At 65.0% G+C, this 12,770-nt stretch carries 9 protein-coding genes; 4 read left to right on the top strand and 5 right to left on the bottom strand.

The window, feature by feature from the left end; translation table 11 throughout:
- Nucleotides 1–38: 38 nt before the first annotated feature.
- From HHL24_RS03090 to HHL24_RS03070, 5 genes are all read right to left on the bottom strand, one after another.
- Entirely contained in the window at nt 39–2,855 is a 2,817-nt protein-coding gene (locus HHL24_RS03090; RefSeq protein ID WP_169483922.1) for a DNA internalization-related competence protein ComEC/Rec2, read from the bottom strand.
- A gap of 121 nt (nt 2,856–2,976) precedes the next feature.
- Nucleotides 2,977–3,765 carry a TatD family hydrolase gene (locus HHL24_RS03085; protein ID WP_169483921.1) on the bottom strand — a complete coding sequence of 263 codons (789 nt, stop codon included), beginning with the start codon at nt 3,763–3,765 and terminating at the stop codon, nt 2,977–2,979.
- A 47-nt stretch (nt 3,766–3,812) separates the two neighbouring features.
- Nucleotides 3,813–4,556, bottom strand: coding sequence for a lipoprotein-releasing ABC transporter ATP-binding protein LolD (lolD, locus tag HHL24_RS03080; protein ID WP_169483920.1), 744 nt, complete (start codon nt 4,554–4,556; stop codon nt 3,813–3,815).
- Entirely contained in the window at nt 4,549–5,802 is a 1,254-nt protein-coding gene (locus HHL24_RS03075; protein ID WP_169483919.1) for a lipoprotein-releasing ABC transporter permease subunit, read from the bottom strand. The genes lolD and HHL24_RS03075 overlap by 8 nt, the downstream gene beginning before the upstream one ends.
- A gap of 491 nt (nt 5,803–6,293) precedes the next feature.
- Nucleotides 6,294–6,590, bottom strand: a complete 297-nt coding sequence (locus HHL24_RS03070; protein WP_169483918.1) for a hypothetical protein — start codon at nt 6,588–6,590, stop codon at nt 6,294–6,296.
- 69 nt (nt 6,591–6,659) lie between these two features.
- On the opposite strand from HHL24_RS03070, the gene HHL24_RS03065 reads away from it, so the two are divergent.
- The 4 genes from HHL24_RS03065 to lysS all read left to right on the top strand — a co-directional run bounded on the left by HHL24_RS03065 (nt 6,660) and on the right by lysS (nt 12,559).
- Nucleotides 6,660–7,814 carry a regulator gene (locus HHL24_RS03065; RefSeq protein ID WP_169483917.1) on the top strand — a complete coding sequence of 385 codons (1,155 nt, stop codon included), beginning with the start codon at nt 6,660–6,662 and terminating at the stop codon, nt 7,812–7,814.
- A gap of 28 nt (nt 7,815–7,842) precedes the next feature.
- Entirely contained in the window at nt 7,843–9,549 is a 1,707-nt protein-coding gene (gene recJ, locus HHL24_RS03060) for a single-stranded-DNA-specific exonuclease RecJ (RefSeq protein WP_169483916.1), read from the top strand.
- A 225-nt stretch (nt 9,550–9,774) separates the two neighbouring features.
- Nucleotides 9,775–10,879 (top strand): peptide chain release factor 2 gene (prfB, locus tag HHL24_RS03055; RefSeq protein ID WP_169483915.1). Its coding sequence is split into 2 segments (ribosomal slippage): nt 9,775–9,855 and nt 9,857–10,879, totalling 1,104 coding nucleotides; the frame shifts between segments, so codons are not numbered across the junction.
- Nucleotides 10,880–11,002: 123 nt separating this feature from the next.
- Nucleotides 11,003–12,559 carry a lysine--tRNA ligase gene (gene lysS, locus HHL24_RS03050; RefSeq protein ID WP_169483914.1) on the top strand — a complete coding sequence of 519 codons (1,557 nt, stop codon included), beginning with the start codon at nt 11,003–11,005 and terminating at the stop codon, nt 12,557–12,559.
- Nucleotides 12,560–12,770 lie beyond the last annotated feature (211 nt).

Raw genomic sequence — 12,770 nt, 5'->3', positions numbered from 1 at the left:
CGGCGCATTTGTTCTATCCGTGTGCGGCCGGCAATTCATCAGCGATCCATCCAGTAGCGGCGCTGTGTGTCGCGATAGCGCTCGAGCGTCAGTGCGGCGCCGTTCAGGTCCGGGCCGCTTCCCGACCTGTTTCCCGGAGCGACTCCCGCATTGCCTTCCACACTGCCCTCGGGCCCGATGCCCGGGTCGAGGCCCGGGTTGAGACCCGGGATAAGACCCGGGCTGAAATCCGGGTTGACGTCGACCCGCACCGCACCGTCCGCATCACTGCGCGCAAGCTCGATGTGCCGCGCCTTGTACCGCTCGAACACACCCGCGTTCGGATGACGAAATCGGTTGCGATAGCCTACCTGAAATAGCGCGACGAGCGGGTCGATAGAGTCGAGGAACGGCTCGGTCGACGAGGTCTTGCTCCCATGATGCGGCACGACCAGCACCTGGGCGCGCAACGCTTCCCGATCGCGCGCGAGCAGGATGCGTTCGACCGGCGCTTCGATGTCCGCCGCCAACAAGGCTGCCACGCGTAGGGGCGCCGGTTGAACACTTCCGGTCGACGTACTCTCTGCAACCGCCCCGTTCTCCGCAAGCGACATGCTCCCCGCGGCCGGCGTGCTCGCCGTGGCAGGCGGCCTCACCGCCGCAGGCAACGTGCTCACCCGCAACACGCAGCAATGCGCATTAGGCTTGCCTTGCAGCGGACCGGCATCCGGCCAGAGCATCGCAAACTCGACGCCGTCCCACTGCCAGCGCTGCCCCGCCGCACAGGGCAGCGTATCCGCGCCGCGTTGCTTTGCGTTCGACCACAGCGGATTCGCGGGCGCCAATGCCGCCACCATTTGACGCACCTCGATCGCGTCCAGCACAGCCGGCGCACCGCCCGAGTGGTCAGAATCGGCGTGGCTGATGATCAGCGTATCGAGCGCGGTGACGCCGTGCGCCTGCAAAAACGGCACGACAACCCGTTCGCCGGCATGCGTCGACTCCGGCCCCGGCCCGGTATCGAACAGCAGCGCGTGATGCGCCGTTTCGACCAGTACCGAGGTGCCTTGACCAATATCCAGCGCCGTCAGACGGAAGCTGCCATGCGGCGGACCGGGCGCCGCCGGCATCAGCAGCGGCAGCCACGTGAGCGGTGCGGCCCAGCGCAGCGGCCAGCCCCGTGGCGCCAGACACCAGAGAACGCCGACCGCCGCCGCGGCGAGCGTCCATGCGTCCGGTTGCGGCAGCCGCCAGAGCGCCCATACCGGACCGGACAGCATCTGCAAGCCCGCGGCCAGCAGGTCGAGCAAGGTGTGCGCGGCGTGAAAGGCGTAGGCATCGAATGGCGCTGGCAACGCGACGCCCGCCAATACCGCCGGCGTCACCAGCAGACTCACCCACGGAATCGCAAAGGCATTCGCGAGCGGGCCAACCAAAGGAATCTGCGCGAACCAGTAGACGGTGAGCGGCGCAAGCGCGACGGTCACCGCGAACTGCACATGCGCGGCGCTGCGCAGGCGTTCAACGAAAGCGCGAGCGCGACGGCACAGGCCAGACCACAGGCGCGAGAGCCTTGTCGGCGTCACGCCGCCCTCACTCTCTTCGTCGCGGCGCTGCTCATGATCCTGTACACGGGGCCGTCCCGACATCGCGAACAGAATCGCCGCCACCGCGCAAAACGACAGCCAGAATCCCGCCGCCACGACCGCCCACGGATCGATCAGGAGCACCAATCCCAACGCCCACGCCAGCACCACCGATCGCGCGACATTACGCCCGCTGATAAACGCGAGCGCCAGCACGCCCGCCATCCATAGCGCGCGCTGCGCCGGCACGTTGAAACCGGCCAACGCCGCATGCAGCCCCGCGAACAACGCGCCGGCCGTCACTGCGACGACCTGTGCGGGCAACAGCAACGGCCAGTTGCGGCCGATGAACCCCGAACGCCGCCACACCGCACCGGCGAGCCACGCCGCCAGTCCCGCGACGAAGCCAATATGCAAGCCCGAAATTGCCACCAGATGACTTGTGCCCGTGCCACGCATCAGCAACCAGTCGGCCGCGCTGACTTCGTCCTGCGCGCCGATGGCGAGCGCCACCACGATCCCGCGGTGCGGCGCATCGGCGAGCACCGAGTCGATGCGCGCGCGCAGCGCGGCACGCCAGCGATCGACCGTCACGCTTACGCCACGCGCGTTGCCGGGCAGACGCAATGCGTGAGCCGGTGCACTCACATAGCCGGTGGCGCGCACATTGCGCGCCAGCAAACTGGCTTCGGCATCGCGCACACCGAAGTTCGCATTGCCATGCGGGCGTTTGAGCCGCACGCTCAGACGCCAGCGTGCGCCCGGTACGAGCAACGGCGCAGGCGCATCTTCGGCAATCCACGAGAGCTGGATCACGCGTGGAAAAGCGGCGACCGGCGCATCCGCCGACTCGACTTCAAAAAGGAAGCGCGCGCCCTTGTCGTCGCGTGACGGCAGACCCTTGATACTGCCGACGACATCGACATCGCGGCCTTCCAAGGCGCTCGGCAAGCTCACCGCGAGGCGGGTTTCCGCGCGCCACGCGGCGTAGCCAAAGCCCGTACATAAGGCCGCAATCCACACCGCGCCCCAGCCGACGCGCGAGCTCAAGCGTGCACTGAACAAGGCGCGGCACATGCGCGAATTTGCAACTGCCGACTGCGCGTTCGCGACTACTGAAGTACCGCAGCACAACTCGCCCGAAGAACCGCGGCGCAACCCCCACACCGCCATCAGAATCGCACCGCACCCGAGCAGCACCAGCGCGCACCATCCACGCCAATCCGGCAACGCCGCCTGCCGCTGCAGCCAGATCACGCCCAACGCAAACCCGCACCACCATGCCCGCATCCGCCCTCCGCCCCGTCCGCCCAGCCATCGCCGGACGGCGCAACGCTCAGCGAGCAGGCGTCAGCAAGCCCGCCGGGCGCGTGTTCCGCCCGGCGCGAACCACTCAAACCATCGCGTTCAATTATGCAGAGGAAAGTGCGAGCCGCGGCAACGCGGCGAGCGCGTTAGCCGTTGTGCCTAGGGCGGCTTCGTCGGCGGTCATGCCGCGCAGTTGCGCGAGACCCGCACCGATGGCCGGGATCTGCTCCGGCGAATTGCGCTGCTTGTATATCCAGGAAGGGGCGATGTCCGGCGCGTCGGTCTCGACGACCAGCGCGTCGAACGGCAATTGCTCGGCAAGGCGGCGGATTTGCCGCGCGCGCTCGAAGGTCAGATTACCGCCGAAACCGAGATGCATGCCCTGGTCGATATACGCCTGAGCCTGCTGGAAACTGCCGTTGAATGCATGGGCGATGCCGCGATGAATCTGATGCCGCCGTAGCCCTTTGATCACTTGATCCTGCGATTTGCGCACGTGGCAAATCACCGGCAGGTCGAATTCGCGCGCCAGTTGAAGTTGACCGTTGTAGAAGAACTGCTGGCGCGCATCGTCGAGACCTTCGACGAAATAGTCGAGGCCGATCTCGCCGATACCGACGAACAGCGGATCGTCGAGACTCGCCTCGATTTCCATGCGCAGCAGTTCGAGATCGCGCTCCTGCGCACCTGGCGTGAAGAGCGGATGGATGCCGAGCGCATACGCGCCGCCGTCGATGCGGTGCGCGAGTTCGCGCACCGTCGTGAAGTTCTCGCGGCCGATCGCGGGAATCACGATACGTCCTACGCCGGCTTGACGCGCCGCGTCGGCGACTTCATCGCGGTCGGCGTTGAATTCGGAAGCGTCGAGATGGCAGTGCGTATCGATCCACATGGCGCGCCTCGTTAGCGGTAGAGCATCGCTTACGTTCCGCGCGGTGATTAAACCGGCACCGGCGGCTCTTCGTGCAATATGCCGTCGCGCAGCCGCATGATCCGGTCGCACCGTCCGGCCAGCTCCGGGTCGTGCGTGACGATCACGAAGCTGGTGTCGAGCGTTTGCGACAGTTCGAGCATCAGGTTGAACACCGTGTCGGCGGTGCCGCCGTCCAGATTGCCGGTGGGTTCGTCGGCGAGCACGCAAGCGGGCTTCGTCACCAACGCCCGCGCGATTGCCACACGCTGACGCTCACCGCCCGACAGTTCACCCGGACGATGCTTCGCCCGATGCCCCATGCCGACGCGCTCCAGCACCGCGAGCGCATCGCGCCGCGCGGCTTCGGTTGTCATGCGGCGAATCCGCAGCGGCATCGCGACATTGTCGAGCGCGGTGAATTCCGGCAGCAGATGGTGGAACTGGTACACGAAACCGAGTGCGCGATTGCGCAGGTCGTTACGTTCGCGCTCGGAGAGCTTCGTGAAAGGCTTGCCCAGCACCGAGACATGGCCAGCGCTCGGATCGTCGAGGCCGCCGAGCACATGCAGCAGCGTGCTCTTGCCGGACCCCGACGCGCCGACGATCGCCAGCTTTTCGCCGCGCCGCACGTTCAGTTGCGCGTTGTTGAGCACCTGCACATTGAGGCCGCCCTGCACGAACGACTTCGAAATGCCGGTTGCTTCCAGCACATAGGGATGCAGCGCGGTGTTTTCAGAGGCCATGGAGAGGCTAGCGGAACGGTCATTCATAGCGCAGTGCCTCCGCAGGACGGACTTTCGCACCACGCCAGCTCGGATAAAGGGTCGCCAGCGCCGACATCAGGAACGCGATGATGCCGATCCGCGCCACGTCGGCAGGAATCAGTTCGGACGGCAGTTCACTGATGAAATACACGGACGGCGGCAGGAACTGCACGCCGAGCAGATGCTCGATCATCGGCACGAGCCACGGAATGCTCCACGCAATCAGGCAGCCGAGCGCGACGCCGGTCGCCGTGCCGATAAAGCCGATCGTCACGCCCTGCACCACGAAAATCTTCATGATCGAGCCGGGCTGCGCGCCGAGCGTGCGCAGAATCGCGATGTCAGCCTGCTTATTGGTCACCGTCATCACCAGCGACGACACCAGATTGAACGCCGCCACCGCGATGATCAGCGTGAGGATGATGAACATCATGCGTTTTTCGATCTGCACCGCCGAGAACCAGGTCTTGTTCTGCTGGGTCCAGTCGCGGATGTACAAATCGCCGGACAAGCTGCGCGCCAGCTGATGCGCGACCTCCGGCGCCCGCTGCATGTCGGTCAGACGCAGCCGCACGCCGGTCGGCGCGGGTAGCCGGAACAGCGCCTGCGCGTCCTTGATGTTGATCAGCGCGAGCGTGCTGTCGTATTCGTAATGGCCCGACTCGAAGATCCCCACCACCGTGAACTGTTTCAGCCGTGGCAGCATGCCGGCGGGCGTGATGGTGCCTTCGGGCGCGACCAGCGTGATCTTGTCATTGACCGTCACGCCGAGATTGGTGGCGAGGTCCGCGCCCAGTACGATGCCGAAGTCGCCCGGCACGAGATCGGTCAGCTTGCCGCCCTTCATTTCCTTACTGATATCGGACACTTCAGGCTCGAGCGACGGTTCGACGCCGCGCAGCGCCACGCCACTCACGGCATCCTGGCGCGTGAGCAGCGCCTGCGCTTCGACATACGGCGCCGCGCCGATCACTTCCTTGTTCTGACGGGCTTCCTGCGCGGTCAGTTGCCAGTTGGGCATCGAACCGGTCGGCGAAAAGATTTCGACGTGCGCCAGCACCGACAGCATCCGGTCGCGCACCTCTTTCTGAAAACCGTTCATCACGGACAACACGACGATCAGCGCCGCGACGCCGAGCGCGATGCCCGACATCGACACGAGCGCGATGAAGGAAATGAAGCCGTTACCGGTCGTGCGTTTGCCGGCGCGGGTGTAGCGCCAGCCAATCTGCCATTCGTAGGGAAATTTCAAGCGAATCCTTTTCTGCGTTCTTCGTCTGCGCCCGGCTTTGGCTTTGGTCCTGGCCTCAGCTTTGGCCTTTTACTACGCACAACGGCTGCAACTTGCTGCAGCCGGCGCGCCTGTCAGGCGGCCCGAGCGTCGTGATCATTGGTGTCGTGGCGTCCCGGATGGTTCCGGTATGACGTTCCGCTGCCCCCGGGTGCCTTACGGCGTTGTTAGCAAACCCCGCGCCACCGAAGCAACCGCCGCTGCCGCTGCCGCCGTCAATCCAGCGCGAAGTTTGCCATACAATGCCGCGCCCCCGCGCAAACGCCTTGTACGCGGGGTGACACGCAGCGCGGCCGGCCGCTGCAAGCCCTGCCCGGCAGACCCGCGGTACAAGTCGGGCCGCCTGCTAGCTGCCCGGCAGACCCCGCGGCACAAGTCGGGCCGCCTGCTAGTTGTCCAGCGGACCCGCGCGCAGGTCGGGCTGCCTGCTATCACCTTGAACGGCCAAGCCGTTAACGCAGGTTGTAATGGCGGCGCAGATCGTTAATGATCCCGGCCGCCTCGCTGCTCGCAACTTCACGCATATCGGCGTCTTTACGGTCGCGATGCAGGTGGGTGATATCCCAGTTGCAGCCCTCCTCGTCGTCGACTGTTTCGTGGAATCCGGTCGGAATCCAGCCGGCCGTGGCCGGGTTGGCGTTGAGCGCTTTCACGACCAATCCAAGCAGTTCCTGTTCGGTTTTCAGTTCACGCGACATGTCGGTCTCCCTCCTCATGGGCGCGGTGCCGCCGCGCTCGGCTGGTGCCATCGGAATAGCCCGGTGCGGTGCCCGAGAATCCGCCGATATGGTCTGAATACTCGCACTCTTTGCCCTACAATGCGCAGCATCATGCACGCCAACCGTCTTCATCTTCTCCTGCCCTTTGCGCTGCCCGCCGCAGCGGACGCCTCCACCGCCCTGCACGATATCCAGAGTCCGGCCCTCGACCGGCTGATCGCCCGCGCGACGCTGGTCGAACGGGTGGTCGGCGAGGATTTTCAGCGCACGCTGCCGCACGAGCGCTGGGTGGCGCGCCAGTTCGGCGCGCTGCCGAGCGGCGCGGCGGCCGCCGACGAAGCGCCGCTTGCCCCGTACATGCTGCGCGCTGACGGCGGCGACCCCGGCAGCGCCACGTGGGCCTGCGTGCAACCGGTGCACGTGCGCATCGCGCACGACCATCTGGTGCTGATCGATCCGGCCTCGCTCGAACTGTCCGATGACGAAGCCAGCGTGCTGCTGGCAGTCGCCCGGCCGTTGATCGAGGAACTTGGCGTGCGTATCGAAGCGCCGAAGCCCACACGCTGGTATTTGTCGGGCGACGGCTTCGGCACGCTGGCCGGGGCGTCGCCGTTGCGCGCGAGCGGCCGCAACATCGAAATCTGGCTGCCGCACGAGGCGCATTCCGGCGAACGTTCGCGCACCTGGATGAAGCTGCAGAACGAAGTGCAGATGGCGTGGTTCGAGCATCCGGTCAATGAAGCGCGCGAGGCGCGTGGCATGCCCGCCGTCAATTCGATCTGGTTTCACGCACAGGGCACGGCGCAACCGGTCAAGAGCCCGTTCGCTCGCGTATTCTCCGACGCGGCGGCCACGCGCGGCCTCGCCATCACTGCGGGCGTCGCGGCCGCTGCGCCGCCGGCGTCGTTTGCGGCGTTCCGGGCCGCTATCGCGGCGGGCGGCGCCTCGGGCAACACGTCGAGTGGCGCGTCTGCCACCGCCGCCGTCGCAAATGCAAATGGCGCCACGCTGGTCGAACTCGATCCCTTCTCCGCACCCTACATCGAGCAGGACTGGGCGCGCTGGAACGACGCCTTCGCCGCGCTGCAAACCGACTGGTTCGAACCGGCGCTGGAAGCGCTGCAGTCGGGTCAACTCGACGAACTCGGCCTGACGCTGTGCGGCGACACCGGCTCGGTGACGCTCACGGTGACGCGCGGCGACCTGCGCAAATTCTGGCGGCGGCGCGTGCTCGCCTCGCTCTTCATCGAATGACTTATCGAATGATCCACGGCCTTTCCGAATGACTCGAATCGTTACGCGCGCCGGCTCCCCGGTCGACGCCGAAATCCTCACCCGCCACGGCCTGCATCCGGTGCTGGCGCGCCTGTATGCCGCACGCGGTGTGTGCATGCCCGATGAAATCGAAACCGGTCTCGCGCGGCTCGTGCCGCCTGTTGCGCTCAAGGGCTGCGAAGAGGCCGCGGCGCTGCTCGCCGATGCGATCCAGAACAAGCGCCGCATGCTGGTGGTCGCCGACTACGACTGCGACGGCGCCACCGCCTGCGCGGTCGCCGTGCGCGGCCTGCGCATGTTCGGCGGCCAGATCGAGTATCTGGTCCCGAACCGCTTTGAGTACGGTTATGGCCTGACGCCCGAGATCGTCGCGCTGGCCGCCCGCAGTGCGTCGGGCAAGCCGGAACTGCTGATTACAGTCGATAACGGCATCGCCAGCGTCGACGGCGTGGAAGCGGCCAATGCGCTCGGCATTGACGTGCTGGTCACCGACCATCACCTCCCCGGCGACGAACTGCCGGCTGCACGCGCCATCGTCAATCCGAACCAGCCGGGCTGCACGTTCCCGAGCAAGTGCATCGCCGGTGTCGGCGTGATGTTTTATGTGCTGCTGGCATTGCGCGCGGAATTGCGCCGCCGCGGCGCCTTCAACGACGATTTCCCCGAGCCGCGTCTGGACGGCCTGCTCGATCTGGTCGCGCTCGGCACGGTGGCCGACGTGGTCAAGCTCGACGGCAATAACCGCGTGCTGGTCGCGCAAGGCCTGCAGCGGATTCGCAAAGGCAAGATGCAGCCGGGCATCGCCGCCCTCTTTCGCGCCGCCGCGCGCGACGCCCGCAGCGCGTCGGGTTTCGACCTCGGTTTCGCGCTCGGCCCGCGCCTGAACGCGGCCGGCCGCCTGTCGGACATGTCGCTCGGCATCGAGTGCCTGACCACCGACGACATCGGCCGCGCATGGGATCTCGCGCAGCAGCTCGACACGATGAACCGCGAGCGCCGCGAAATCGAAGCCGGCATGCAGCAGCAGGCGCTCGAAGACCTCTCGGCAATCAATCCCGACGGCACGACCACCATCACGCTGTTCAATCCGAGCTGGCACCAGGGCGTGATCGGTATCGTCGCCGGACGGTTGAAAGAGAAATTCCACCGGCCGTCGTTCACGTTCGCGCTCGCCGATGACAGCGGCCAGCTCGTCAAAGGCTCGGGCCGCTCGATCTCGGGGTTCCATCTGCGTGATGCGCTCGATCTGATTTCGAAGCGCGAACCGGGTCTGATCGTCAAATTCGGCGGCCACGCGATGGCCGCGGGCCTGACGATCGCCGCCGCCGACGTGCAGCGCTTTACTGCAGCGTTCGAGGCGGTAGGCCGCGAATGGCTGTCCGAAGAGGCGCTTTCGCGCACGGTCGAAACCGACGGCGAACTCGAAGACGCCTATTTCACGCCGCAATTCGTCGAAATGCTCGACGCCGCCGTATGGGGCCAGGGCTTCCCGGCGCCGGTGTTTTCCGGCGAATTCGACATCGCCTCGCAGGCGCTGGTCAAAGACAAACATCTGAAATTGCAACTGGTGCGCGGCCGCCAGCGTTTCAACGCGATCTGGTTCAATCACACCGACACGCTGCCCTCGCGCACCACCGTCGCATACCGGTTGGCCAGCGACACGTGGAATGGCGTGTCGCGCGTGCAATTGATCGTCGAGCACGCGGCGAGCTGAAACGCGCACGGCCCTTCGCTACCCTGCGTCCGCGCCGGGAGGTCTGCGCCTGGCGCGTGCGCCGGCTACCCATGGCTGGGTGTACCGTATGCCCGGCGCCGCTCGAAAGCGCCAAAAATCATCGCAAAATCAACCCCAAACCCGCGCCGGGTCGCTCGAGAGCCTCCGGCGCGGGGCGCCGATCGGCTATAATTTCTCCTTTTTACGAAGCTATAAAAGATCGACATGGAAGCGGAACGTCTCAACGCGATCGAAGCCTCTCTGGCGGACCTGCGCACTCGCGCAGACTCGCTACGGGGGTATCTTTGACTACGACGACAAAGCACTGCGTCTAATCGAAGTCAACCGGGAACTCGAAGACCCGGACGTCTGGAACGACTCGAAGCACGCCCAGGCCCTCGGCCGGGAAAAGAAACTGCTCGACGACGTCGTCGGCAAGCTCACGTCGCTCGATAACGACCTGCGCGACGCGCAGGACCTGTTCGACATGGCCCGCGAAGAAGCCGACGAGGAAACCCTCCTCGCCTGCGAATCCGACGCGCAAGGCATCGAGCAACGCGTCGCCGACATGGAATTCCGCCGGATGTTCGCGAATCCGGCCGACCCGAACAACGCATTCCTCGACATTCAAGCCGGCGCCGGCGGCACCGAAGCGTGCGACTGGGCGTCCATGCTGCTGCGCCAATACCTGCGCTACTGCGAGCGCAAGGGCTTCAAGACCGAAATACTGGAACAGACCGAAGGCGACGTCGCGGGCATCAAGAACGCCACGATCAAGATCGAAGGCGACTACGCGTACGGCTTTTTGCGCACCGAAACCGGCGTGCACCGCCTCGTGCGCAAATCGCCGTTCGACTCATCGGGCGGCCGCCATACGTCGTTCTCGTCGGTGTTCGTGTACCCGGAAATCGACGATTCGATCGAAGTCGACGTCAATCCGGCCGATCTGCGCATCGACACGTACCGCGCGTCCGGCGCGGGCGGTCAGCACATCAACAAGACCGATTCGGCCGTGCGGATTACGCACATGCCGTCGGGCATCGTCGTGCAGTGCCAGAACGACCGTTCGCAGCACCGCAACCGGGCTGAAGCGATGGCCATGCTGAAATCGCGCCTGTACGAAGCGGAAATCCGCAAGCGGCAGGAAGAGCAGGACAAGCTCGAGGCCGGCAAGACCGATGTGGGCTGGGGTCATCAGATCCGCTCGTACGTGCTGGACAACAGCCGTATCAAGGATCTGCGCACCAACGTCGAAATCAGCAATACCAAGAGCGTGCTCGACGGCGACCTCGATCCGTTCATCAGCGCCAGCCTGAAACAGGGCGTCTAAGCGCAACCGGCGCGGCATGCATCGCATCGCTGCGCCGCATCTTTTTACCGCCTGAGGTTTTTTCACTGACTGGCCACCCGCATGTGGGGCACCCCGATGCGGGCCACCGAATACCAAATCATCATGACCGAACCGACCCAGCCGAATGCGGCCCAGCCAAATGCGGCCCAGCCAAATGTCGTGCCCGAGGTAGACGACAACAAGATCATGGCCGAGCGCCGTGAAAAGCTGCGCGAACTGCGTGAGCAAGGCGTCGCCTACCCGAACGATTTCCGTCCCACGCACCATGCTGCGGATCTGCAAACGCAGTATGTCGAAACCGACAAGGAAACACTCGAAGCCAATCCGCTCGAAGTCGCGATTGCCGGGCGCATGATGCTCAAGCGCGTGATGGGCAAGGCGAGCTTTGCGACCGTGCGCGACGGTTCGGGTCAGATCCAGTTCTTCATCACGCCGGCAGACGTCGGCCAGGAAACGTACGACGCCTTCAAGAAGTGGGACATGGGCGACATCGTCGCGGCGCGCGGCGTGCTGTTCCGCACCAATAAGGGCGAACTGTCGGTGCGCTGTACCGAACTGCGACTGCTGTCGAAGTCGTTGCGCCCGCTGCCGGACAAGTTCCACGGTCTGTCGGACCAGGAAATGAAGTACCGCCAGCGCTACGTCGACCTGATCGTCACGCCGGAAACGCGCAAGACCTTCGTCGCGCGCACCAAGGCGATCTCGTCGATCCGCAAGTTCATGGCAGATGCCGATTTCATGGAAGTCGAAACGCCGATGCTGCACCCGATTCCGGGCGGCGCGGCGGCCAAGCCGTTCAAAACGCACCACAACGCGCTCGATATGCAGATGTTCCTGCGCATCGCGCCGGAACTGTATCTGAAGCGCCTCGTCGTCGGCGGCTTCGAGCGTGTGTTCGAGATCAACCGGAATTTCCGCAATGAGGGCGTGTCGGTACGCCACAATCCGGAATTCACGATGATCGAGTTCTATGCGGCGTACACCGATTATCAGTGGCTGATGGACTTCACCGAGCAGTTGATCCGCCAGGCGGCGATCGACGCGCTGGGCACCGCCACGATCACTTATCAGGGCCGTGAACTCGATCTCGCGAAGCCGTTCCATCGCCTGACGATCACGCAGGCGATCCAGAAGTACGCGCCGCAATACACGAGCGAACAACTGGCCGACAGCGCATTCCTGCGCACGGAACTGAAGAAGTTCGGCGTGGACGCGTCGCAGCCGCAGTTCCTGAACGCGGGCGTGGGCGCGCTGCAACTGGCGCTGTTCGAAGAGACCGCCGAGTCGCAGTTGTGGGAGCCGACCTACATCATCGACTACCCGATCGAAGTGTCGCCTTTGGCGCGCGCGTCGGACAAGGTCGCCGGCATCACCGAGCGTTTCGAGCTGTTCATCACGGGCCGTGAAATCGCCAACGGTTTCTCGGAACTGAACGATCCGGAAGACCAGGCCGCCCGCTTCAAGAAGCAGGTCGACCAGAAAGACGCCGGCGACGAAGAAGCGATGTTCTACGACGCCGACTACATCCGTGCGCTGGAATACGGCATGCCGCCGGCCGGCGGTTGCGGCATCGGTATCGACCGTCTGGTGATGATGCTGACCGACAGCCCGAGCATTCGCGACGTGATTCTGTTCCCGCATCTGCGCCGCGAAGACTGATTGTTGCGTCGCTCGCGTCAATGGCTCGCAAAAAGAACAACGCCCGGCACGATGCCGGGCGTTTTTTCTTGCGGCACCCGAAAAACACCGGCTGCTGTAACCTGACGGTTTGTAACCATCGGTAAAAGGTGCGCATCGGCAGACAGGCTGCGGTTTTCTCAACCTGCTCCGGACCCGCAAGAAATCAAGGCACCCCGCCGCGCTTCGCGCC

It is taken from the genome of Paraburkholderia polaris (assembly GCF_012927345.1).
GTDB lineage: Bacteria > Pseudomonadota > Gammaproteobacteria > Burkholderiales > Burkholderiaceae > Paraburkholderia > Paraburkholderia polaris.
Note: the sequence above shows the minus strand (reverse complement) of the source record. Positions and strands in the feature narration are given on the sequence as shown.

Excerpts from the sequence above, each read along its gene's own strand:
- HHL24_RS03070 (WP_169483918.1), bottom strand. The coding sequence starts at position 6,590 with ATGGCACCAGCCGAGCGCGGCGGCACCGCGCCCATGAGGAGGGAGACC.
- HHL24_RS03090 (WP_169483922.1), bottom strand. The coding sequence starts at position 2,855 with ATGCGGGCATGGTGGTGCGGGTTTGCGTTGGGCGTGATCTGGCTGCAG.
- lolD (WP_169483920.1), bottom strand. The coding sequence starts at position 4,556 with ATGAATGACCGTTCCGCTAGCCTCTCCATGGCCTCTGAAAACACCGCG.
- recJ (WP_169483916.1), top strand. The coding sequence starts at position 7,843 with ATGACTCGAATCGTTACGCGCGCCGGCTCCCCGGTCGACGCCGAAATC.
- HHL24_RS03065 (WP_169483917.1), top strand. The coding sequence starts at position 6,660 with ATGCGCAGCATCATGCACGCCAACCGTCTTCATCTTCTCCTGCCCTTT.
- HHL24_RS03085 (WP_169483921.1), bottom strand. The coding sequence starts at position 3,765 with ATGTGGATCGATACGCACTGCCATCTCGACGCTTCCGAATTCAACGCC.
- lysS (WP_169483914.1), top strand. The coding sequence starts at position 11,003 with ATGACCGAACCGACCCAGCCGAATGCGGCCCAGCCAAATGCGGCCCAG.